The organism is Pontibacter sp. LHS2, from assembly GCF_058932845.1.
Window position 1 is genome coordinate 1,468,253 of record NZ_JBZYWG010000001.1, and the last position, 23,790, is coordinate 1,492,042.

Consider the following 23,790-nt stretch of genomic DNA (forward strand, 5'->3'; position numbering starts at 1 on the left):
ACGTACAGTGGCCAATCTTACTTGCTGAAGTATACGCTAAAGGTCGTACCTGCGCCTACCTCACTCTCTACTTCTATTTTGCCACCTGCGTTTTCTACGATCCTTTTCACCATATACAAGCCCACGCCAGAACCTTCCACATGATCGTGGAAGCGCTTGAACATGGTGAAGAGTTTATTCTGCTGCGCCGGACGCAGGCCCAGGCCGTTGTCCTGTACCTTCAGTACCTGAAACTCATTCTCGTAAAAACAGCTGACCTTTATATGCGGCTTTCTGTCCGGGTCGCTGTATTTGATGCCGTTCGAGAGTAAGTTGTATAGAATACTGCGAAGGTTTTTCTCTGAAAAAGCCATAGTCGAGCAGCCGTCTACAGCTGTCTCGATCCGGGCATCGTAACTGCTGATCATTTTCTCCAGATCGAGCTCCACTTCCCGAATTACATCTGCTACAAACACATGCTCCTGTTTGTTCAGGTCCTCTTTCTGCAGCTTAGAGATATCCGTTAAGCTGGAGATAGTCTTTTTGAACCTGGATACGGAGCCCTGCATCATATCGAGTATCCTTTTCACCTCCTGCTGGCCGAGGCTGACCTGCGGAAGTTCAAGCAACAGTTCGTTCATTAGCATCTCGATGTTTGAAATCGGCGCCTTCAGGTCGTGCGAAGCTGTGTAAATAAAGTTGTCGAGGTCTTTGTTGATATAAACAAGTTGCTGATTGGCGATGTCAAACTCTTTGTTTGCTACCTGCAATCGCTGTTCGCTGGCTTCTACCGTCTTGCGGGACTGCACCTGCTCCGTCACTTCCAATGCAAATACAACCACCCCATCGATCTGGTTTTGTTCGTTGTAGCGCGCCTGTTGAATGTAGCGGAAATACCTGTCTTCCATCGTGCCGTCTGGTCTCAGAAACGGAATATACATCTCTTTCTCTTCATGACTATGGCCCGATTCATACACATCCCGAAATGTTTTGTATACCGGGTTGTTTTTAATTTCGGGCAGGGCTTCCAGAATGGGCTTGCCGAAGAGCTCCCGATCAGGGAATAGCGCAGCATAAGCCGGGTTAACCAGCTCGTACACCAGGTCAGGTCCGTTCAAAATACAGATGGGAGCGGGCGCCTCCATAAACAGATTTTTAAGTCGACTGCTTTGCCGCTCTGCCTCTGCTTGTGCTTGTGCTAGCTCAAAAGTGCGGTTTCTGATCACTTCCTCCAGCCCCAGGTTCATGGTTTGCAGCGATGCGGCACTCGACTCTACCTGTTGTCTTGCTATCACAAAATCCGTCACATCAAGGGCAAATATCAGAATGCCATTTACATTCCCTTCCGCATCCAGCAGGGCCTGGTATATAAAATTCCAATAGATGTCTTCGGCAGGCTGCCCTTTGTAGCGGGCCACTGGTATCAGCACCTCTTTTCCTTCGTAGGTGACGCCCGTCCTGTACACCTCGTGAATAATCTCATAAACCGCCTGGTCCCTTAGTTCAGGCAGCGCCTCAAACAAAGGCAGGTTCAGCATCTCACGACCCGGAAAAAGTTGCTGGTAAGCTGTGTTGATCACCCGGTAGATAAAGGTAGGTCCTTCGAGCATGGCACAGGCAGCCGGTGCCTGATTAAAAAAGCGATCCATGCGCAGCCGCTGTTGCTCCGCCTGGGCAAGTGCCGCCTGTTCTTTTTCACGGCTTTCCTTAAGCTGCGCCTTTGTTTTTAGAGCATCCGAAATGTTTTTCGTCTCATGTAGGATACAGATCAACTCACCCTGGCTGTTGTAAATGGGGGTATTAGTGGCAGTCCAGAAACGCTCCATAAACTCCCCGGGTTTGTCAGGGTGCTGAATGTCATACTGGATGACGTCTATCTTGTCGGGCTTTCGGGTTGTAATCGCCCGCTCCAGCGATTCCCGCAGGGTTTTGGAAGGAGATACCTCCGGTGTATTTGGGTTATCAGGAAAAATTGAGAAGAGATGCTTCCCCATAATTTGCTCGCGCACAACGAACGTTTCGCGCAAGTAAGCCTCAGAAGCGCCTATAACCGTAAGTGCAGGCGAAATGAGCAGGAGTAACCCACTCTGTGCTTCCAGTAATTGCTGGTATGGTATAGTTTGGTCAGGCTGTCTTTCCTGAGCAGAAACGGTGCTATCTAGCATGTGGGAATTTCTTAATGAACACGGAATAAGTGTGCTTATGGATATTAGTACTAAAAAGCGACCTGCCCTCTACATAGCCCTAACTTTGTACCTGCAACAATGTTTTGCATGGGCTGTAAATAAAAGATCGGCATGATCAGGGTCATTCATCGCTGAACCTGGGATTTCAGGTGTTGGATGCTGCCATACTTGTTTTATCCAAGTTGGCCATGTTCATATTATCTTGCTGCTTTTGCTTAAAAGAGATCTTAAACACGGAGCCTACTCCCTCTTCGCTTTCCACTGTTATACTGTCGCCTGAATTTTCGAGTATGCGCTTCACCAGGTAGAGGCCTATACCTGAGCCTTCCACATGGTCATGCGCCCGCTTGAAGAGAGCAAATATCTTACCTGTCTGACCTGGTGATAAGCCAAGGCCATTATCCTCTACCGTGAGTTCGTGTACTCCTTCTTTCCTGACCCTGGTACTGATCGTCACTACCGGCTTTCGGGTCGGGTCTGAGTACTTGATGGCATTGGAAACCAGGTTGAACAGAATACTACGAATGTTTTTGCGCGCATAGCGCAACGTCTCAAACTCCATCTGCTCAACTTGTATAACTGCGCCGGTATGTTCGATGTAGGGCTGCAGGCTGATCTTGATGTCTTCCAGCATGTCCTGGATCTTCACATCCTCAGGCGTGTCGTTCTCGTGCTTGAGTTTTGTTACATCCGACAGGTCAGCAATCACGTTCTTGAGCGTGCTGAGCGAACCTCTCATGTGCTTTAAGATGACTTCATGCGACTGCACGTTGTCACCCAAATCCTCTTCCAGGGCATGCAGCAGGCCTTCGAGGTTGATGATCGGAGCTTTCAGATCGTGTGAGGCGGCGTATACAAAATTGTCGAGTTCGTTGTTGATCTTGATCAGCTCACCGTTTTTCATCATCAGCTCCTCATTACGACGTCGCTCCGTCAGGTCACGGGTCACTTTAGAGTAGCCAAGCAGACGTTTTTTAGAATTGAAGATGGGGGTAATCACGACATTGGCCCAAAAGGCCGTGCCGTCTTTGCGAATACGCCAGCCTTCATCTTCAAAACGGCCCAGCTCCTGTGCCTTTTTGAGTTCGTACTGCGGAAAGCCTTTTAAGATCGACTCCCGGTCGTAGAAAGTGGAAAAATGGCGGCCAATGATTTCCTGCGGTTTATAGCCTTTGATTCGCTCAGCTCCTTCGTTCCAACTCATCACGATACCGTCTGGATTGAGCATCAGGATGGCGTAATCCTTTACACCGTCGATCAGAAGGCGGCTTTTCTCCTCGCTCTCCCGCAGCTCTTCGTTGACACGGAACAACTGCTGTTCCATTTTCAGCTTTTCGGTGAGGTCCCGGGTGATCTTGGAATAACCGATCAGCACTTTGTCTTCGTTGTAGATGGCGGTGATCACGGTATTGGCCCAGAAGGCAGAGCCGTCTTTTCTGTAGCGCCAGCCGTTGTCCTCAAACCGGCCGTGCTCTCTGGCCTGATTGAGTTCGTACTCCGGAAAACCTTCTTCGACCAGTTGTTGGCTGTAGAACTTGGCAAAATACTTTCCGATGATTTCGTGCGCCTCGTATCCGTTCATGCGGCGGGCACCATGATTCCAGGTAGCCACATTACCGCCCGGGTCCAGCATGAAAATAGCATAGTCCGTCACCCCCTCAATGAGCAACCGGAAACGCTCTTCGCTTTCCTTCATTTCCTCAAAGGCACGGTACAGGTCATCCTCGGCTTTCTTCCGCTCTGAGAGGTCTCGGGTAATTTTGGAGAAGGCGATTAGCTGGTTCTGGCTGTCATACACAGGCGTGATGACTACATTGGCCCAGAAAACGGAACCATCCTTCTTAACGCGCCAGCCTTCCTCTTCGTACTTACCCGCCACAATAGCCATTTTCAGCTCTTTTGACGGGTAGTCGTCTGTGATATCTTTCTGGGTATAAAACTGGGAGAAATGCTTTCCGATGATTTCATCGGCTTCATAGCCCTTTATCTGTCTGGCCCCGGAATTCCAGGTAATCACATATCCTTCGGGGTTCAGCAGAAATATTGCATAGTCTGTTATACTATCAATCAGGATCTGATATTGCTCTTCTCCGCGTGCGGCTATACCTACAACGGCGGCAGTATCAGGCTTTAAGTTCGTGTTCATTCAAAAAAGCTGTTAGGGTGAGTAAGGAGAGAGTTCAGTCTTTTTTGTTTAAAACTGTTGTCAGTGGGCTAATATAAGGAATAAAAAACGGTTAAAGTCTCGCGGCTAGGTATAACGGTTTCCATTATACCTCATGCACCTGTAAACTTGGCTCTGCAGCAGGTATAGCATCTGTAGGGTTCAGTTGCTTAATCACGCGGGCAGGGTTTCCGACTGCTATGCAGTTATCCGGGATGTCTTTGACCACCACCGAGCCTGCACCAATACGCACATTGTTACCAATGCGTACCTCTCCTATGATGCAAACGTTGGAACCCAGCTCTACATTGTTACCGATCACAGGCGAACCGGTATAGCTTCCATCAGCTCTGCGTATGTTGCCGAGGGTGGTAGAGTGACGGAAAAAGCAGTTATCGCCGATCACTGAGCAGCCATTCACTACAAGCGCCTGCCCGTGGCCCAGGAAAAAGTTCTTGCCTACCGTAGTCCAGTGCGGCAATTCTATACACATGAACCATTCCACCACCACTTTGTAGAAAATCAGGTATGGCAGCCAGATAATACGAAAAAAGGTATTGATGGATGCAGGGCGTGCCAGGCGGAAGAGCATCATCACAAGGCGACCTTTTAAATTACCCTTGTTAGCTTTCCAGTCCTGAAAAACGTAAGATAAAAACATAAGCGTGCGTTAATTTATATTCCGCATACGCTATGTTGCGGCCCGGCGTTGCAACATTTAGAACCAGCTATTTGTTATACGCCCTTTTTCTTGATGGCACCATACAGCACGGGGCTGAAAAAGCGCAGATTTTCAAGCATGCAGGCCATGCTGAAAAATTTTTCAGGATCGATCTCCGGCTCTTCAGCCATAGTAGCCAGCAGCACGTCCAGTGTATAGGTGAAGGTGGCGTCAAACTCTTCTTCTGTCATGGTATGGTAGGTTAATGGTGTAAGCTATACCTGAAACAATCTGACAGGCAAATCATTTCAAAAGGCTGATTTGTTTTGTGATGGCACACACTTCGTCCCAACAAGCGTCGCCTGTGACCGTACCTTATTAAGGTATAATCTTTTTTCTGATAAAACTACAGATAACTATGACAATCAAACTTAAACCATTAAAAGAGCAGGTAATCGTGATTACCGGTGCATCGAGTGGTATCGGGCTGGCCACGGCCTTTGCCGCCGCCGAAAAAGGCGCTCGCCTGGTGTTGGCAGCACGCAATGAACAGGCCTTGCAGGAGATAGCCCAGGAAATAAATGATAATGGCGGTCAAGCTATTGCCGTGCGTGCCGATGTAGGCCGGCAGCAGGATGTGCAGCGCATCGCCGACGCGGCCCTCTCCCATTTCGGAGGCTTCGACACCTGGGTGAATGATGCCGGTGTCTCTATCTACGGCCGACTACTGGAAGTGAGCGACGAAGACAACCGGCGCTTATTCGACACCAATTTCTGGGGATTGGTATACGGCTCCCAGATGGCAGCCATGCACCTGCGCAGCCGTGGAGGCGCGATCATCAACATAGGCAGTATACTCTCTGATATGGGCATTCCGCTGCAGGGCATGTACAGTGCCACGAAGCATGCTGTGAAGGGATTCACAGACTCCCTGCGCATCGAACTCGAAGAGGAAGGAGCGCCTGTTTCAGTCACTTTGATAAAGCCGGCTGCGATAAATACGCCTTACCCTGACCACGCCAAAAACTACACGAATCACAAACTGACTCTTCCACCGCCTGTATATGAGCCGGAGGAAGTAGCCAAAGCCATCCTGCACGCCGCTACGCATCAGAAGCGTGACATTATCATAGGTGGTGGAGGTAAGTTGATGAGCCTGACCAACAAACTGGCACCTGGCCTGATGGACCTCTCCAGCGAAAAACTGATGACAGACCAGCAGTTGCTTGACGAGTCAGCGCAGCACCATGAGGGTGCTTTACACCAGCCAGGTGAAGGCGGACGCATACACGGACGCATCAAAGACACGATGTCAACCAGCCTGTATACCCGTGCTGTGACCAATCCGGTAGTAGCAGGTGCCGTAGTGGCCGCCGCCGGAGCTGCTGCCCTGGCACTGATGGGCAAAAAGCGCACAAACGATAATAAGAGTAACTATAAGCAGGCGAATACAAAGCCCGAGGTGGTAGAAGTTGTTGAGATAGTGGAAGAAGTGAATGTAACTCCACCGCCACCGCAGCGACCGATCTAAGCCACTCCCTCCGCACAAACAATACTTGCGGAGAAACAATTTAAATAATTTAAACAGGTGCAAAGGTTAGAACTTTTGCACCTGTTTTTGTTTTATAAACAGTACTCTGGAAATTTATAAAATGTTAAAATAAAAATAATACAATCAAAACACACATAAAGGCTTTATATTACCAGAAGCTGATTTAACTAAAAACTCACCAAAATAGCTCATTATTACCTCTGAGGCTTTATTTAGCAAATTACACTTCAAAATACATCTTATATTATATTTATAATAAGCAAATCACTATATCAAAAAACTACCAAATTACGTTGAATTAAATTGAAAGTCACACTGTTAGGGCTTCATTGGCAGGTAGGCAAGTGCAGTTGAAAAGGCGGTGATCAAATTATTTTAAAGGATCGCTCTATTTACTGATGTATAACCACCGATTTTGCCACTATATTTGCAGACTTTCTACAAAGCTTAGCTTATTTTTAGAATAATATGTTTGAGACGCTTTTATATACTTTTCTTTTGAGCATCTCCCCTTTCGGTGAAGCACGGGCAGGCATACCTTACGCCATTTTGAATAATGTGCACTTTATCCTGGCCTTCTTGATCGGTACGGTAGCCAACACGCTAGTTTTCCCGTTGTTCATGTGGCTGATCGATACATTTAGCCAAAAATTCTGGCCTTTCAAAGCTTACAAGAAAGGTGTTATTTTTCTGTCGAAGCGAGCTAAGAAGATCGCTGGCGACAATGTAAAAAAACACGGTTTCTGGGGTTTGATGGTGTTTGTGATGATCCCGCTGCCAGGTACTGGCGCCTATATGGGTACCATCGCAGCCAACATCTTCAAGATTGAGCGCAAGAAAGCCTTTATGGCCATTAGCCTTGGGGTGGTGATTTCCTCTATTTTCATGGCCCTGGCCACGCACCTGGGTCACCTGGGTGTAACGCAGCTTTCTTTTAACTAAGAGACAAAACGATTTCACATACCGAAGCCCTGCTTGCAAAGCCTAAAGCTGAACGCAAGCAGGGCTTTTTGAGTCTTCCGCCTTCTGCTCGCTTCAGAAGAATTCGTAATTTTGACTTATGACGCTAAAACGGATCACTTTCTATACCTTCCTTTTCCTGGTGCTGCTCATTGGTATTGCCAGTTGCAGCTTCATGCAGCTTTCCCCTCAGTTTGGCGCTGAGGCCAATGGCCAGCGATTGCAAGCCATGCAGGCCTCTCCCCATTACCGGGATGGCGTGTTTCAAAACCCTGTTGAGACCAACATGGACATCGGCTTCAAAGGCTATGTGAAGATGATCCGTACTCGCTTCTTCGACGAGGTTGAGAACCAGGAGCCGGATTGGTACCTACCCGTTGACAAAATAGCGCCGTCTCAACTGGAGCGCGTGCAGGACACGGCCACCGTCATTACCTGGTTCGGGCATTCTGCTTTCCTGATCGAGCTGGACGGCAAGCGTCTCCTTCTGGACCCAATGCTGGGCGAAAGGGCCTCTCCTATCAGCTTCATCGGTCCCAAACGCTTCAATGAGGAATTGCCTATTCCGATCGAAGACCTGCCCTATATCGACGCGATCCTGATCTCGCATGACCACTATGACCACCTGGACTATGGCTCCATTAAACAACTGGCCGATAAAACCGGACACTTCTATGTAGCCCTTGGTGTAGGAGCACACCTGGAGCGATGGGGAGTGCCAGCCGAAAAGATCACAGAACTGGACTGGTGGGATGAAGCCGAAATGGCAGGTATAAAGTTTGTCGCTACTCCGGCCCGCCACTTCTCCGGCCGCGGCTTCTCGGACCGCATGAAAACCCTGTGGGCATCCTGGGTGATCCTGGGCAAAAATGATCGCATCTTCTTCAGTGGTGATACCGGCTACTTCGAAGGCTTCAAAGAGATCGGTGAGAAATACGGTCCTTTTGATATTACACTGCTGGAGTGCGGCCAATACAACGAGCTTTGGTCCAGCATCCACATGATGCCGGAGCAAACGGTGCAGGCACACCTCGACCTGAAAGGGAAACTGATGATGCCGATCCACTGGGGTGCTTTTGCACTCGCCCTGCATTCCTGGACTGATCCGATCGAGCGCGTGACCAAAGCGGCCAACGCACAAGGTATAGCGCTTACCACACCGCGCATTGGGCAGCCTGTTGTGCTCGGACGTAAAGCTCCCCGCAGCAAGTGGTGGGAATAAGGCGGCACAGCCCGGAAAAGCAACACACCAAGCCTGTTCGCAGTATTGCTAATAGGCATCTACACAAGCATCACGTTTTGAAAAAAAGCACGAACACCACACAGCAGGCCAGACCTGCACGCCTTTTCGACTGCATCGACTGGCAATTACAGCAGTTTCCGTTGGATGATATGCTGGCCTCGAAGGAAGACGGCCAGTGGCGCACCTACAGCACCCGGGAAGTAAAGGACCTGGTCAACCGGATCAGTGCGGCTTTGCTGCATGCCGGTATAAGCAAAAACGACGGTACCCCCGAAGGCCGCGACAAAGTGGCCATTATCAGTCCGAACTGTCCTGAGTGGATGCTCATGGACATGGGCATCCAGCAAATCGGTGCCATCTCAGTGCCTATTTACCCGACCATCAGCAACAGCGAACTCGAGTTTATCCTGCGTGATGCCGCCGTAAAAATGATCTTCGTGGGCAATGAAGTGTTGTATCGCAAGATTGTAGGCATGCAGGATGCGCTGCCTGACTTACAGGCTATCTATACCTTCAAAAAGGTGGAACAGGCACCGCATTGGACGCAGTTGCTGACTGAGCCTGATCCTGCAACAGCAAGCCAGGTCGCTGCATTGCGCGATGAAATAGACACCCAAGACCTGGCCACCATCCTCTATACCTCCGGCACCACGGGCACGCCTAAAGGGGTGATGCTCTCGCACTTTAACATCCTGAGCAATGTGTTTGACAGTGCTCTGATCATTGAGGAAGTGGGTGTGTTCCGTAAAAAAGCCATCAGTTTTCTGCCGCTCAACCATGCCTTCGAACGCATGGCTACTTACTGTTACTTTTACTGCGGGGTGTCCATTTATTATGCCGAAGGGATGGAAACCATCGCCGGCAACCTGCGGGAAGTCAAGCCCACTATTTTCACCACCGTTCCTCGTCTGCTGGAGAAGGTATACGAGGGCATTGTGGCCAAAGGCTCTGAACTCACGGGCAACAAAAAGAAGATATTCTTCTGGGCACTGGACCTGGCCGAACGATTTGAGATCAACAAGCCGATGTCCTTAAGTTACCGGCTGCAACTGGCCATAGCCGACCGGCTGGTGTTCAGCAAATGGCGTCAGGCGCTGGGCGGCGAAGTGAAATCGATCATCACAGGTGCGGCTGCCTGCCAGGTGCGCCTGCTTCGCATCTTCACAGCAGCCGGCATTGTCATACAGGAAGGTTACGGCCTGACCGAAGCCTCCCCGATAATCAGCGGCAACCGTTACTCCGAAGAGAATCGCATGTTTGGCACTGTCGGTCCCTTGTTGAAACATGTGGAAGTGAAGATTGCCGAAGACGGAGAGATTCTGTGTAAAGGACCAAATGTAATGATGGGCTATTACAAAAGGCCTGACCTGACAGATGAGGTGATTGACCAGGAAGGCTGGCTGCATACCGGCGACATCGGGGCTATGATCGATGGTAAATTCCTGAAAATAACAGACCGCAAGAAAGAGCTTTTCAAGACCAGTGGTGGCAAGTATGTAGCACCCCAGCCGATTGAGAATAAAATGGTAGAAAGCGGTTGGATCGAACAGATCATGGTGGTAGGCGAAATGCAGAAGTTTGTGGGTGCCCTGATTGTGCCGGCATTTAACAAGTTGCGGGAATGGTATGACCAGCAGGGCAAATCCTACCCGGGCAATCAGGAAGTACTGGAAGACAAAGAGGTATGGACGCTGATCAAACAGGCTGTGAATCAATACAACGTAGAGTTCAACCCGGTGGAACAAGTCAAAAAATTCGCCCTTATACCTGCCGAATGGTCCATTGAAACCGGTGAGCTCACACCTACGCTCAAGCTGAAGCGTCGGGTGATTCTGGAAAGGTATAATCACCTGGTTAGTTCACTCTATGTATAGTCCGGCCCATCGAATAGCATGCTCGGCTAGCGAATAATGCCTATATTAGTCCTTCTAAATTCAGAAACATGATCAAAAGCTTACTGACAGCTCTTTTGCTGACGACCGGTATGTTGCCTATAGATTCACCCGGCAACATACCTGCTACCAACAAACCGAACGACACTCTGAAAGAAAGTCTGGTGCGAGGCCAGCAGGTATACGCTGCCAACTGTACGAGCTGCCACATGGCCGAAGGCGAAGGTATACCGTCTACCTTCCCGCCGCTTGCCAAATCTGATTACCTGATGAAAGACCAGAAACGGGCGATCCGCACGGTGCTGCACGGGCTGAGCGGTGAGATCACCGTGAATGGCAACTCTTATAACATGGCCATGCCTGGATACGACTCCTTATCTGATCGGGAAGTAGCCGATGTGCTCAATTACATCCAAAACAGCTGGGGTAACAAGGCCAAACCAGTAACACCTGCCCAGGTAAAAGCGGAGCGTAAAAAATAATCCTGCTGCACCGCATGCCACACTGGGAGTTACTGTTCTTCTTTTTCGTGATTGCCTTTGTGTATGCCTCCGTAGGCTTTGGCGGCGGATCGAGCTACCTGGCGGTGCTGGCCATGTATAGCCTGCCTTTTCAGGAAATTCGCCTGATCGCCCTGCTCTGCAATGTGGTGGTGGTGACGGGCGGTACCCTGCTGTTCATCAGGCACGGACAAGTCAACTGGAAGAAGATCATTCCACTCGTGCTAGTGAGCGTGCCGATGGCTTTTCTGGGAGCGAGTCTGCGGCTGGATCAGGAAACCTTTTTCGTTTTGTTGGGATGCAGTCTGCTGACGGCGGCGGTACTGCTTTGGAGACAAAACCGCTCTATACCTGAGCAGGTCGACGCACCTCCTACAGCACCCAACTATACCCGTGATGGTTTGCTAGGCGGCAGTCTTGGTTTGCTGTCGGGTATGGTCGGTATAGGAGGTGGTATATTCCTGGCGCCATTGCTCAACCTGATTCGCTGGGACAATGCCCGGCGTATTGCTGCCACGGCGAGTTTGTTTATTTTGGTGAATTCGATTTCAGGTATAGCAGGCCAGCTCACGCACCTGCCAGCCTCCATTGATTGGAACCGTATACTCCTGCTAGGTATAGCCGTGCTCGCCGGCGGACAATTAGGTTCCCGCATTGCCATTGCCAGGTTCAACCCATTGGTCATCCGCCGCATGACGGCCGTGCTGATATTTGTGGCAGGTATAGAGGTGCTCTACAAGCAGCTAACTTAATTGTAAAAGATAAGCTTGGTGGCGTTGCAAAACATTAGCACCACGTGAGGCCGAAACACTTCGCTAAAATTGTTATAAGCAGTGTTGTTTATGGTCTCAAATTCATTGTTTAGAAAAAGAATATGAAAGTAAAAGTCCTGGCATTCGGTATCGCGAAAGACATCTTCGGAGCTTCGTCCACGGAGGTAGCACTCTCTGGTGAAGCGACAGTGGAGACGCTGCGAACGGCCCTGGAAACGCAGTATCCCCGGTTGAAACAACTGGCTTCTTTTATGATCGCAGTGAATGACGAATATGCTGCGGCCGGTCAGGTGTTGGCACCAGAAGATGAAGTAGCCATTATCCCACCGGTAAGCGGCGGTTAAGCACAGAGCACATGATCGATATACAACTAACTGAAGAGCCGCTCGATATTTCGGCCTGCATCGACTGGGTAATGTCGCCCACTTGCGGGGGCATTGACGTGTTCATCGGTACGGTGCGCAACGCCACCAAAGGCAAAGCCGTGCTGCGACTTGAGTTTGAGGCCTATGGTAAAATGGCCCTCAGGGAAATGCAGAAAATTGCGGAAGAGGCGCAGGCCAAATGGCCCATCGAAAAGATACTGCTGCACCACCGCACTGGCGTGCTGCAGGTAGGCGAAGTCCCTGTGATTATAGCCGTGGCCGCTGCTCATCGCGATGCTGCTTTTGATGCCTGCCGTTACATCATCGACACGCTCAAGCAAACGGTGCCCATCTGGAAGAAAGAGATTTTTGAAGATGGTGCGGTATGGGTGGCTGCCCACCCATAATTACTGCTGTTCTTTCCAGGCTTTCATGCCGCCCTCAAGGGAGTATACCTCCAGCTCGGGTAGCGCCTTTTTGATGTGCTTCACTGCCTCTCCACTCCGCTTACCCGAAGCACAGTATAGCACGAGCGGCTTATTTTCTGGCAACTGATTTATTCTCTCCTGTAGCTGATCGAGCGGCACATGTCTGCCACCAATGTGAAAAGCGGATCGCTCCTCTTCACGCCGCACATCCACCAGTTCATAAAGCCCATTGGCTATACCTTGTTTTAATTCCGGCACGGAGATAAGCGGCACTTCTTCTGTATCCGGCAATTTGTCAATCGTCACTGTTGACACTTTCCCGACTTTAATGATGCGGCTTTGCATCGTCAAAGCATCCAGCAAAAGGAGTTTGCCTACCAGCGGCTCACCAGCACCAGTGATTAACTTGAGTACCTCGTTTGCCTGCATACACCCGATCATACCGGCCAGTGTAGGAATCACACCACCCTCGGCACAATTGGGTACCTGCGACGCATCCACCTCCGGGAAAACATCGCGGTAGTTCGGGCTTCTTTTGTCTGCTTCAATCAGCGCATTCCAGACCGCCACTTGTCCTTCAAATTGGTATATGGCTCCATACACCAGTGGCTTTCCGGCCAGTACACAGGCGTCGTTAAGCAGGTATTTCGTGTCGAAATTATCCGTCCCGTCGAGCACCACGTCATAGTCCTGCAAGAGCTCCAGCACGTTGGCCGAGGTCACTTTCAGTTCGTGAGGCACCAGCTGTATACCTGGGTTCTGCTGCTGCAATTTGTCACAGGCTATACGAGCTTTGTTTTGCCCTAGTTCTGCGGGTGTAAAGAGGATTTGGCGGTGTAGGTTACCCAGCGAAACCATATCGAAGTCGGCTATACCTAGCGTGCCTATACCTGCGGCCGCCAGATACTGCGCTGCCGGGCAACCCAGCCCGCCAGCCCCCACCACCAGCACACGTGCCTGCTGCAGACGCTCCTGGCTCACCTCCCCGAAGCCCGGCAAGGTGATCTGGCAACTGTAGCGTAACAAATCGGAATCTTGCATTAGTAAGTGGTTTTTTGTTGAAGCAACAGCTGTACCTGCTCCAGTTCTTCCGGCGTGTTCACATTGCGGAGGGCATCTCCATTCGCAGCTTCTATCAAATGGATCTCACTGTTACGCAGCACCTTGCGCGGACAGGTATAGCCTTGCGCCAGGAATGAAAGAAGTACCGGATAGCTCTTTGGCTCCCAAATGGCAATCAGCGGCTCCGGGAAGCCATCCTGCGGACTGGCATAGGTAGTGGCGATAGCCGATGTATTTCTGTACTCTACGAGGTGCCGCAACGTAGCTGAGTCGAGCAGCGGCAGGTCGCAAGCCACGACAAGCCAGGCGGCATCCGGATCTTCGCGGAAAGCAGAAAGGATGGCACCATATGGTCCGAGTCCGGTAAAGGTATCAGGGAGGGTGTTGTAGTTAGTATCCAGTTCTACCTGCTGCTCCGGTCGGCAGGAAATGTATACCTCCTGGCACATTTCGCGCATCAGATCAGCCATGTGATAGCGCTGTTCCTTTCCATGCCATTGCATCATGCCTTTGTCCTGGCCCATACGCAGGCTTTGTCCGCCGGCAAGCACCAGGCCCTTCAGCTTTGGCCTGGCTTGTTGCATTTGGTTTTGAAAGAAGGAGACAATCTTGTCAGTTTCGCTTAGCCGGAACACAGGTATAGCCTGCCAGTCAGGTATAGCCTCCTGCAGGAAATCGTAGACCTCCTCCATCCCATCAGCCAGTAAAAAGAGCACGACACTCGTCAACTGCGACAGCCTTTTCTGCAGCGATGTTTTTTTAGCATCATCGATGATCACCACCTGTGCTTTGGCCTGTTCATGATTGCCGTTCACCAAAACCAGGTCAGTTCCGTTAAATAGCTGCCTGAATTGAAATGAATTCAACTCGCGCTTTATATCGAACTGGTGGTAATGAATCTGGTCGGTATACTCAGACACAGCACCAGAAGCTAATCGCCCCGGCAGCACCGTTTCTTCATCGGCTTTTGCATGCTGCGCGTCCACGTAGGCACATGCATACTTAGGGGACAACTCTTTGATCAGTGCATCCGCCAGTATTTTGATGTTACCGCAAGTGGCACCTACAATCGCCCACTCGTTGCGCCCAAAATTGCCATAATCCGGACGGGCGATCTTGCTGTGTTTGCTATGCTCTTTTAAAGTCACGTTTTCCTCCTGTCTTTTCGATCAGCTTTGTTTCCCTGATCACGATGTCGTGGCTCAGGGCTTTGCACATGTCGTATACGGTGAGCGCCGCTACCGAGGCCCCCACCAACGCCTCCATCTCTATACCTGTCTTGGCCGTGATGCTGGCTGTGCAGTCAATCACCACCTCCTGCTGTTCGTTGAGTTGGATGGTAATGTGGCAGTTGTCCATCCCGATCGGGTGGCAAAGCGGGATCAGCTCCCCTGTTTTCTTCGCTGCCATGATACCGGCAATGATCGCCGTTTGAAAAACGGAGCCTTTTTTAGTCTGTATGTCCTCGGCCGCAAATTTCTCCAGCACCTCCGCCGGCAGCGACACAATGCTGCGTGCAGTAGCCGTACGGTGCGTTACCTGCTTCCCCCCCACGTCCACCATGGTCGCCTGGCCTTTATCGTTCAAGTGTGAAAAATCAGTCATTTCTAGTTTTTTAATAATGTATGCTATTGTTAACCTGCCCCTTCTTTGTGGAGGGCCAATACCTCCAGAGGAGAATTGAGAACGATTGTCATCCCCCTACCCCCTTCTTTGTCGAGCGCCCCTACCTCCAAGGGGGACTTTTCTGTGGCTACTCCTAATGAGATATAAGCATAGTGATGCTGGTATTTCACCACACTTGCTAAAGAACCCACCCCTGCCCCTCCCAAGAGGGGAATTTCGGCCTACACCTTCTCAGAAGTATAAGCGTTGTAGCACTAAACACTGGCACGCATCGAAAGACATCCTTGCCCCTGTAGCTATGAAACAGTAAACAACAGCCAGGTGCACCAAATGACGCTCCACTGTTGGGGGTGAAGGGGTCCCCCTGTCAAGAGCGTTCAGCGAGTGGGGGTAGGGGCCCTCGATTTGGAGCGTCTTGATTTTTTTGCTTACTGGGGGTAGGGGCCCTCGATTTTTTCATCAAGGAAAAAAGTAAGGCCCCGCCGGCCAGGCGAAAAGGTGCTCGCCGCACAGGCGAAGCAATGAAACAATACACTCGCTACACCTGCAACTGCTATACCTATACCCCTAATCCCTTAAAGGGCCATACCCGATATACCTCCCCTTCCTTAAACTCATTAACATCCGCCGGTAACTCCAGAAAAGCATCTGCTTCAATCAGATTTGAAAAATCACCGGAACCGTTGCCTTCCAGAGGCGTAGCCAGCAATTGACCACTTTCACTGATGCTAAGTTTCACTTGCAGAAAGTACTGCAGCGGTGGCTGGAAAGTGAAGTCCTTGGCTAATGCTGCATAAACTTCGGTTGAGCCTGTTTTACCTAAACAAGCCTGCAGCCAAGGGACAAAGTAGCGGTGCAGGCACATGAAAGTGGAACCTGGGTTGCCCGGCAGGGCAAACACAACCGCACCACTGGCATGCGTTCCAAACCAAAAAGGCTTACCGGGCCGCTGCTGCACTTTATGAAACAGTTTTTCCACGGTTAGTTCTTCCAGTACCTGCGGCACGTAGTCGAATTTACCCATTGAAATCCCCCCGCTCAAAATCAACACATCGTACCGCTCCAGGCAATCCTGCAGTTTCGTTCCAAGTTGACTTTGATCATCTGCTATATGCAATAGATCAGCCGCGAGACCGTTTTTCTCCAGTGCCGCTTTCACCATATAACTGTTCGAGCGCCTAATCTGGAAAGGTGAAGGGATTTCCGTCACATCGACCAGTTCATCACCCGTGGAGATCACCACTGTTCGGGGCAGTTTTTTAACGGTTAGCTGAGTGGCACCCACTGCTGCTGCCATACCTACCAGGGCTACGGTGATGACCTGATTGGCGGCTGCCACGACCTCGCCTTGCTTCCGGTCCTTGCCTTGGATATGAATACTCTGCCCTTTTTGAATCGTCTCAACCTTGACGATTGCTTGCCCGTCCTGCAGTTCCAGATCCTCGTAGCGGATCACGGTATCTACTGAAGGCGGGAGCGCCGCTCCGGTCATGATCTCGACACACTCGTCTGGCGAATTAATCTCGATCGGACTATCCCCTGCTGCCTGCGTACCTTTGATGCGGAAAGTACGGGTACCCGCTGCAAAAGCTTCGTAGCGGATGGCAATGCCGTCCATGGCAACCCGGTTGAAGGGCGGCAAGTCGCGGTCGGTGCGCAGGTCTTCAGCCAGCACCCTGCCCAGCGCTTTTTCGAAAGGCAGTTGCTCAGTGCCAAAGTCTTTGACCTGGGCCTGTATAATGGCTTCCGCTTCTTGAACTGATATCATGTTTCTGGTAGTTTAGATCAGCCTCCAATACTGGCCATGGAGGTATGAAGCGACTGACTGTTTTTCTCAGCTTCCCAACCATCTTTTTCCTTCAGACTGATCGCTTGGTTAAGTGCCTGCTCCAATTGTTGCACTGGCATACCACTGCGCATCAAGTCCTTTACGTTCAGCACACTGTCGCCATATAGACAGGTCTTAAGCTCACCCTGTGGCGTGAGTCGGATGCGGTTGCAGGTACCGCAGAAAGAACGGGTATAAGCAGCAATAATACCCACGCTGCCCTTGTGCTCCGGTATCTGGTAATTGTACGAGGTAGAGTGTGGCGGATCGATCGTTTTAGTAATGGCTGGGTACTGCTCTTTGATCTTCTCCAGGATGCGAAAGTGATCCCAGGCGAGCGTGGTGTAGTGACTTTCGCCACCATTAAAAGGCATCTCTTCAATGAAACGCACACTTACTGGATGGTTTTTGGTGAGCTCTACCAGCGGTAGGATATCTTCGGTATTTTTTCCTTCCATCACCACGGCATTGATCTTCACTTCAATTCCATGCTGCAACAATGCTTCGAGTGTTTCGAGTACAGCCGGCAATACATCGCGTCGGGTGATAGCGAAGAATCGATTCGGATCGAGTGTGTCGAGGCTGAGGTTGACACTGTGTATACCTATCTTCTTCAGTTCCGGCACGAAGGGGGCTGTGAGCACGCCGTTGGTAGTAAGCGTCAGCTGCTGGAGTCCCTGCAGTTGAGAGAGCTTCGTCAGGAAGTCCATAAAATCTTTGCGCACAAAAGGCTCGCCTCCCGTGATGCGGATCTTTTCAATCCCCATGCGCAGCATCACCTGGCTAATGTGGAGCATCTCCTCGTACGTCATCACTTCGCTCCGTGAAAGCCAGTCCAGCCCCTGCTCCGGCATGCAGTAAAAGCAACGCAGATTACACCTGTCGGTCACCGCCAGTCTCAAATAGTTGATCTTCCTTCCGTGTCTGTCTACCAACATGCTTACTCTCTACTCGTTATCTGCTGCGGATGTTTTGATTGCAATACCGGGTCAAACCACCCCCTGCCCCTCCTTAACCAAGGCGGGGAGCCTGATATTACTATTTGGTCTGTAGTAGTATAATAGTTACTGTTACTCTTCATTAACTAAATTCCTTCACTATATACATCCAAATTGATGTAGTAGGAAAAGCTCCCCTCCTTGGTTAAGGAGGGGCAGGGGGTGGTTCGTCTGCACTTTGCCTGATCAACTGCAGTAGCTAATTGCAAGTATTTGTCATCCCCCTGCCCCCTTCTAAGTGGGACTTTTTCTAACCGCCTTTCTAAATACTAACTTATTTATGCACTCTTAAACTCTACCTGCTCCATAAACGGCTGGTTGCGCAGTCGTTTGCCTGTTGCTTTGTAAATGGCATTGGCCACAGCGCCTCCGGTCGGTGGGAGCGCCGGTTCGCCTAAGCCCGTTGGGTCGATGCCGTTGTTGACGAAATGTACGTCGATCTCCGGCACTTCTTTCAGGCGGATGAGGCGGTAGTTGTTGAAGTTCTTCTGCTCAACGGCTCCATCTTTGAACGAGAGTTTGCTGTACATGGCGTGGCCCAGACCGTCCACGATACCGCCGCGCACCTGCTGGTAGGCGCCGCTCAGGTTCACGACAATGCCACAGTCAGCCGCGGCGTATACCTTCTCAACCACCGGCACTGATTTTACCAGTTTCACCTCGGCCACTTGCGCCACATAGGAGCGGTGCGAGAAGTAAACGCTGAAGCCCTGGTGCACACCTTTCTTCTTGCCCCAGTTTGATTTCTCAGCGGCTAGCTCGATTACGCCACGCATGCGGTCGATGTCGTATTTGATGGCACCTACCGGTGCTTTTTTGGCTTTGTCCAGCAATTCCAAGCGGAACTGTATTGGATCTTTCTTCGCAGCTTGTGCCACCTCGTCCAGAAACGCCTGCTCAGCAAAAGCCAGGAAGTTTGTGATCGGGGCACGCCACGGTCCCGTCGTGATCGCTGATTTATGCTCTACGGAGTCGATCAACAGATTGTCAACGGCACCAGATGGGAAGTTGTCTTCTCTCGTTGGGTTACCGGAATTGATGCCTACGCCACGCAGTTTATAGCCGATCATGTTGCCTTTGGCATCGAGTGCGGCCTCAAAACGGTAGCGCACGGCCGGACGGTAAGTTCCGCCTGACATGTCATCTTCACGCGACCAGATCACCTTTACCGGAGCTTTTATAATGCTCGACAGTTCCGCCGCCTCCAACACATAGTCGGCGCTGAGTCGGCGACCGAAACCACCACCCAAACGTGTCAGGTCCAACGTGATTTTCTCGGGCGCTATGTCTAAAAGTTTCGCCACCATGTCGCGGGCACGCTGCGGGGTTTGGGTTGGACCAGCCAGTTCAACGCCATCCGGACGCACATGCGCGAAGAAGTTCATCGGCTCCATCGGGCTGTGTGACAGGAACGGACACTGGTACTCGCTCTTGATCACTTTTGCAGCATTTTTGAAAGCAGCCTCTACATCTCCATCCTGGCGACGAACAGAGGCTTCTTTGCTGTTCAGCAATTCCTTGAACAAACGGTCGTGGTCGGCAGAGCTTTCCAGGGTACCATCCGGTTCGTAAGCAATTTTCAGTTCTTTGCGGGCCTTCATCACCTGCCAGGTCGATTTGCCAACCACGGCTACGTTGTTTTTGAAGGTCACCACATCTACTATACCTGGCATCGCTTTGGCTTTGGCGGCATCTACTGACTTCAGTTTCATACCAAAAGCCTCCGGACGCTGGATCATGGCGAAGAGCATCCCTTCTTTGTATACATCCAGTCCATACAGTGGCTTGCCGGTGATCATTTCGTGGTTGTCGACATTGCGAACGACCGTACCGATCAGCTTGAAGTCTTTGCTGTCCTTCAGCTTCACATCCGCTGGCACCGGAACCTTAGAAGCTTCGGTTGCCAGTTCGCCATAGTTCAGTTTACGACCGCTGGCAGCGTGCACCACCATGCCGTTTTCTGTGCTGAGGGAGTTGGCCGCTACGTTCCAGCGCTTGGCTGCAGCTTCTAGCAGCATGTGACGCGCAGTAGCACCAGCCTTGCGAAGACGTTCCCATGAGTGCGGCACAGCACCGCTACCACCTGTTACCTGGCGCTCAAATTTGTTTGTATCGAGGGGTGCCTGTACTACCTTCACTTTGCTCCAGTCAGCATCCAGTTCCTCTGCCACGATCATCGGGAAAGAGGTCTTGATGTTCTGCCCCAGTTCCGGGTTTGGCGACAGGATGGTGATGATGTTATCAGGAGAAATGGAAAGATAGCTGTTGAAATCGATGGCAGCAGCCGGCAGGTTCGATCCGTCGATCAGGCCCAGGCCTGAAGCAATAGAGCTGGTCGAGTTGAAACCCAATACAAGACCGCCACCCGCCACGGCGAACAGCTTCATGAAATTGCGTCTGCTTTCCTGTGTTAGTTCTGACATGGCTTATTTGAGTTTAGTGGCGGCTAATGCAACTGCTTCCCGAATACGGTGGTAGGTACCGCAACGGCAGATGTTACCATTCATGGCATTGTCAATTTCCTCAGCACTCGGCTTTGTGTTCTTGTTCAAAAGCGCCGTGGCCGTCATGATCTGACCAGCCTGGCAGTAGCCGCACTGGGCCACATCCACCTCATCCCACGCCAACTGCACCGGGTGGTCGCCTGCCTCTGATAAGCCTTCGATCGTGGTGATCTTGGCGCTGGCAGCGGCAGAAACCGGGTACACGCAGGAGCGCATCGCGTTGCCGTTTACGTGCACGGTACAGGCGCCGCATTGTGCAATGCCGCAGCCATACTTGGTACCTACCAGTCCCAGGTTGTCGCGCAGCACCCACAACAGCGGGGTGTCCGGCTCTACATCGACCTCATAGCTTCGGCCATTGATTTGCAGTTTGTATGTCGCCATCTTTCTAATCTGAAATTTTGAACTCTAAGTTAGGAAATTATATGGAGCGGGAAATAAGCACCCCCGCTTAAAATCTGTTTAATCCGGCAAATCTGTCTGAAGCAGTGCCGCATAGTCTGCTGCCGTGTCAATGTCGGTCGCCCCTGCTTCAAAACGCAGCGAACTGACAGCAGACGGATGTTTCAGGATGATCTTCTTGGCTCCCTCCTGCCCTTCCAGCGCCAGTAGCTCCGGAAAGTAAACCTTGTCAAATAGCACCGGTGTACCTAGTGTTCCCTGGTAGGCACTGGCGATGATACCGCTTCGGCCGTCCTGCTTTGCCTGCAGCAGTTGCCTCAGCACAGCAGCATCAACAAACGGCTGGTCGCACACCATAAAGGTAACGTCGTCCAGCATAGGCTTTAATTTCAAAAGTTCCTGTAGTCCTTTACGGATAGAAGAAGCCATTCCCTCCTGCCAGTCCGGATTCTGCACCGTTGTAACAAGTAAGTCGGTAATTTCAGGTATAAGTATGTCTGCATGCGCTCCCAGTACCACGACAATAGGCGAAAAACCAGCTTCCGTAGCCGCTTGCACTGCTCGTTGCAAAAGACTCTTGCCCTGGTAGTGCAGCAGTTGTTTTGGTTGACCTAACCGTGTGGAAGCGCCAGCCGCCAATATGACCAGTCCGCTTATAGAAAACATCCTGATATGCTTGTCTGCTTGACCAGTTCCAGATTTTCCTGGCCACGATCATGAATAGCACCCGGTTTATCACGCAATAAGCCACCGGACTTGTTAGCCAGCACCGCTTTGATCTCAGCCAGCACCGACAGGGCAATTTCCTCGGAAGTTTCAGCGCCGATCTCCAATCCTGTCGGACCATAGACCCGCTGCCGCATTTCTTCGGTGATCTCCATTCCCTCGTCCTGCAATTCTGCCAGCATGCGCTCCAGTTTCTTTTTCGGTCCGAGTGAACCAATGTAAGGTATAGCCAGGGGCATAAGCTGTCGCAGCATGGCAAGATCGTAGTTGTAATTGTGTGTCATCAACACGAAAACCGTCTGTTCATCCGGTATAAGCTGCGTCAGCACCTGCTCCGGTTTTGCCACAAGCACCTGCTTTGCGGCTGGAAAAAGACTTGCTTTGGCATAGTTCGCACGACCGTCCACGACCCTCACCTGCCAGCCCAGTATCGCGGCCATGTTCACCAAAGGGATAGCATCATTGCCAGCCCCTACCACCACCAGCGAAACAGCCGGTTGCAGCAATTCCACAAAGCCTGTCAAAGAGCCTGCGTCGGTCATATAAGCTTTTGTGATGGACTTCCGCTGCGTAAGCACCTCTTGCGCATCATTCAGTAAGGCAGCTTGCAAATTTTTATCCGCACAAGCACCTACAACAGCTCCTTTTTCAGGTATAAAAAGGCAGGTACCCGGCTGCAGATTCGTGCGGTCCTCCAGCGAGAAAAGCGTCACGACCACCGCCGACTGCCGGTTGCTCAGAAAAGCTTGAAAGAAAGCGATCGGATTTGCCGGATCTTCTGGATTAATCGGCTCGATCAGTATCTGGATGATTCCGTTACAGCCCAGGCCCACACCCAGTTGCGCATCGTCTTCATCAGTAGTATCATAGGTCACCAGCATGGATTGCTTCTCGTGCATCACGAGTCGGGCTTTGCGCAGCGCATCGCCTTCCAGACAACCACCGCTGATCGCACCGGTCAGCTGCCCATCTTCCGTCACCAGCATACGGGCACCAGGTCTCCGGTAAGAAGAGCCCTGTACCTGCACCACCGTCGCCAGCGCCGCCTGCTTCCCCTCCTGCCGCGCTACTTCGTACGCCCCTACAATATCCTGCAGTTCTTTCATGTGTTAATAAAGTGCTCTTGAAGCTTACAAGTTACGAAATCTGAGACTTTTTTGGAGGGTTTTGGTTTAATGGGGCTTCTTGTCTGAATCTAAACATAGGGCCCCCTCCCCAAGGATTTTCAGGATTAAAAGATTTACAGGATTTTTGCAGATGCCGGGTCGCACTACCCCATCCCTCCCCTAGAACAGGGGATGGTGCTATGCACGATTAACATCCACCTGCCCATTTCAAGAGGAGCGTCGTTTCATTCTAAAAAACTTACTCAAATATCACTGTCATTCTGAAAGAAACTTGGTCACAAAGGTGATTGGCCTACGCTATTTACAACCAAGATTCTTTCAGAATGACAAAAAAAGCAGTATCAAACGGCTCTGCTCTCAAGAGAGGAACCTGGGAATGAATGTCATCCCCCTACCCCCTTCGAAGGGGGACTTTTCTAAGACTACCATTTGATAAGAATTTGCGCTGTAGTTTCTGCAAGTTCCACAAACCCCAGGCACGCATATCCAGCTAACTTGCACTTCTACTATGAAACAAAGTCATCAGCCATGTGCACCAAACGACGATTTTGTGTCTGAGCGTTCAGCGAGTTTAAAAGCGTCTTGATTTTTTTGCTTACTTTTTTCATCAAGGAAAAAAGTGAGTGCCCGCCGCACAGGCGAAATAGCTACCCGGCTGGCCAAGCCAAAGCTATGAAACAAGAAAGTTATACATAAGAAGGTGTGCTATACCTGCGAAAGCCTCGGCTATACCTATACCTGGGCCAGAGGCCCCACCATAGCAGACACGAGCGAGGACGCTCGCGCCATACCATGGTATCGTCATACCCCACCG

Annotated in this window: 23 protein-coding genes; 8 read left to right on the forward strand and 15 right to left on the reverse strand. The window is 50.9% G+C overall.

The window, feature by feature from the left end:
* Positions 1 to 17: 17 nt before the first annotated feature.
* The 4 genes from AC5FX6_RS06440 to AC5FX6_RS06455 all read right to left on the reverse strand — a co-directional run bounded on the left by AC5FX6_RS06440 (position 18) and on the right by AC5FX6_RS06455 (position 5,241).
* On the reverse strand, positions 18 to 2,144 hold the full coding sequence (locus tag AC5FX6_RS06440; RefSeq protein ID WP_493596199.1) for a PAS domain-containing sensor histidine kinase: 2,127 nt from the start codon (positions 2,142 to 2,144) through the stop codon (positions 18 to 20).
* 166 nt (positions 2,145 to 2,310) lie between these two features.
* Positions 2,311 to 4,311 carry a PAS domain-containing sensor histidine kinase gene (locus AC5FX6_RS06445; RefSeq protein WP_493596200.1) on the reverse strand — a complete coding sequence of 667 codons (2,001 nt, stop codon included), beginning with the start codon at positions 4,309 to 4,311 and terminating at the stop codon, positions 2,311 to 2,313.
* A gap of 124 nt (positions 4,312 to 4,435) precedes the next feature.
* Positions 4,436 to 4,990 (reverse strand): serine acetyltransferase, encoded by a 555-nt coding sequence (locus AC5FX6_RS06450; protein ID WP_493596201.1) that lies wholly within the window; start codon positions 4,988 to 4,990, stop codon positions 4,436 to 4,438.
* Between the two features lie 74 nt (positions 4,991 to 5,064).
* On the reverse strand, positions 5,065 to 5,241 hold the full coding sequence (locus tag AC5FX6_RS06455) for a hypothetical protein (RefSeq protein ID WP_493596202.1): 177 nt from the start codon (positions 5,239 to 5,241) through the stop codon (positions 5,065 to 5,067).
* A 167-nt stretch (positions 5,242 to 5,408) separates the two neighbouring features.
* On the opposite strand from AC5FX6_RS06455, the gene AC5FX6_RS06460 reads away from it, so the two are divergent.
* From AC5FX6_RS06460 to AC5FX6_RS06495, 8 genes are all read left to right on the forward strand, one after another.
* Positions 5,409 to 6,521 (forward strand): SDR family oxidoreductase, encoded by a 1,113-nt coding sequence (locus AC5FX6_RS06460; RefSeq protein WP_493596203.1) that lies wholly within the window; start codon positions 5,409 to 5,411, stop codon positions 6,519 to 6,521.
* 519 nt (positions 6,522 to 7,040) lie between these two features.
* Entirely contained in the window at positions 7,041 to 7,484 is a 444-nt protein-coding gene (locus AC5FX6_RS06465; protein ID WP_493596204.1) for a COG2426 family protein, read from the forward strand.
* Between the two features lie 118 nt (positions 7,485 to 7,602).
* Positions 7,603 to 8,724 (forward strand): MBL fold metallo-hydrolase, encoded by a 1,122-nt coding sequence (locus tag AC5FX6_RS06470; RefSeq protein WP_493596205.1) that lies wholly within the window; start codon positions 7,603 to 7,605, stop codon positions 8,722 to 8,724.
* 77 nt (positions 8,725 to 8,801) lie between these two features.
* Entirely contained in the window at positions 8,802 to 10,619 is a 1,818-nt protein-coding gene (locus AC5FX6_RS06475) for an AMP-dependent synthetase/ligase (RefSeq protein WP_493596206.1), read from the forward strand.
* Between the two features lie 68 nt (positions 10,620 to 10,687).
* On the forward strand, positions 10,688 to 11,119 hold the full coding sequence (locus tag AC5FX6_RS06480; RefSeq protein WP_493596207.1) for a c-type cytochrome: 432 nt from the start codon (positions 10,688 to 10,690) through the stop codon (positions 11,117 to 11,119).
* A 14-nt stretch (positions 11,120 to 11,133) separates the two neighbouring features.
* Positions 11,134 to 11,889, forward strand: coding sequence for a sulfite exporter TauE/SafE family protein (locus AC5FX6_RS06485; RefSeq protein ID WP_493596208.1), 756 nt, complete (start codon positions 11,134 to 11,136; stop codon positions 11,887 to 11,889).
* Positions 11,890 to 12,011: 122 nt separating this feature from the next.
* Positions 12,012 to 12,254, forward strand: coding sequence for a MoaD/ThiS family protein (locus AC5FX6_RS06490; protein WP_493596209.1), 243 nt, complete (start codon positions 12,012 to 12,014; stop codon positions 12,252 to 12,254).
* An 11-nt stretch (positions 12,255 to 12,265) separates the two neighbouring features.
* A complete protein-coding gene (locus AC5FX6_RS06495; protein ID WP_493596210.1) occupies positions 12,266 to 12,682 on the forward strand; it encodes a molybdenum cofactor biosynthesis protein MoaE in 417 nt (138 codons plus the stop codon).
* Here AC5FX6_RS06495 and moeB read toward each other — a convergent pair whose 3' ends face one another.
* The 11 genes from moeB to AC5FX6_RS06550 all read right to left on the reverse strand — a co-directional run bounded on the left by moeB (position 12,683) and on the right by AC5FX6_RS06550 (position 23,781).
* Positions 12,683 to 13,744, reverse strand: coding sequence for a molybdopterin-synthase adenylyltransferase MoeB (gene moeB, locus AC5FX6_RS06500; protein WP_493596211.1), 1,062 nt, complete (start codon positions 13,742 to 13,744; stop codon positions 12,683 to 12,685).
* The gene (locus AC5FX6_RS06505; protein WP_493596212.1) at positions 13,744 to 14,913 is read right to left on the reverse strand and encodes an NTP transferase domain-containing protein; all 1,170 of its coding nucleotides are present in this window, start codon (positions 14,911 to 14,913) and stop codon (positions 13,744 to 13,746) included. The genes moeB and AC5FX6_RS06505 overlap by 1 nt, the downstream gene beginning before the upstream one ends.
* Entirely contained in the window at positions 14,894 to 15,370 is a 477-nt protein-coding gene (gene moaC, locus AC5FX6_RS06510; protein WP_493596213.1) for a cyclic pyranopterin monophosphate synthase MoaC, read from the reverse strand. Before moaC ends, AC5FX6_RS06505 begins: the two co-directional genes overlap by 20 nt.
* 29 nt (positions 15,371 to 15,399) lie before the next feature.
* Positions 15,400 to 15,561: a hypothetical protein gene (locus AC5FX6_RS06515; protein ID WP_493596214.1), complete on the reverse strand. Its 162-nt coding sequence runs from the start codon at positions 15,559 to 15,561 to the stop codon at positions 15,400 to 15,402.
* A 389-nt stretch (positions 15,562 to 15,950) separates the two neighbouring features.
* Positions 15,951 to 17,159: a molybdopterin molybdotransferase MoeA gene (locus AC5FX6_RS06520; RefSeq protein ID WP_493596215.1), complete on the reverse strand. Its 1,209-nt coding sequence runs from the start codon at positions 17,157 to 17,159 to the stop codon at positions 15,951 to 15,953.
* A gap of 17 nt (positions 17,160 to 17,176) precedes the next feature.
* A complete protein-coding gene (moaA, locus tag AC5FX6_RS06525; RefSeq protein WP_493596216.1) occupies positions 17,177 to 18,157 on the reverse strand; it encodes a GTP 3',8-cyclase MoaA in 981 nt (326 codons plus the stop codon).
* A gap of 338 nt (positions 18,158 to 18,495) precedes the next feature.
* Positions 18,496 to 20,640 (reverse strand): xanthine dehydrogenase family protein molybdopterin-binding subunit, encoded by a 2,145-nt coding sequence (locus AC5FX6_RS06530; RefSeq protein ID WP_493596217.1) that lies wholly within the window; start codon positions 20,638 to 20,640, stop codon positions 18,496 to 18,498.
* Positions 20,641 to 20,643: 3 nt separating this feature from the next.
* Positions 20,644 to 21,105 carry a (2Fe-2S)-binding protein gene (locus AC5FX6_RS06535; RefSeq protein ID WP_493596218.1) on the reverse strand — a complete coding sequence of 154 codons (462 nt, stop codon included), beginning with the start codon at positions 21,103 to 21,105 and terminating at the stop codon, positions 20,644 to 20,646.
* Positions 21,106 to 21,183: 78 nt separating this feature from the next.
* Entirely contained in the window at positions 21,184 to 21,789 is a 606-nt protein-coding gene (locus AC5FX6_RS06540; protein WP_493596219.1) for a nucleotidyltransferase family protein, read from the reverse strand.
* Positions 21,777 to 22,955, reverse strand: a complete 1,179-nt coding sequence (locus AC5FX6_RS06545) for an XdhC family protein (RefSeq protein ID WP_493596220.1) — start codon at positions 22,953 to 22,955, stop codon at positions 21,777 to 21,779. The genes AC5FX6_RS06540 and AC5FX6_RS06545 overlap by 13 nt, the downstream gene beginning before the upstream one ends.
* A 691-nt stretch (positions 22,956 to 23,646) precedes the next feature.
* On the reverse strand, positions 23,647 to 23,781 hold the full coding sequence (locus AC5FX6_RS06550; protein ID WP_493596221.1) for a hypothetical protein: 135 nt from the start codon (positions 23,779 to 23,781) through the stop codon (positions 23,647 to 23,649).
* Positions 23,782 to 23,790: the final 9 nt, after the last annotated feature.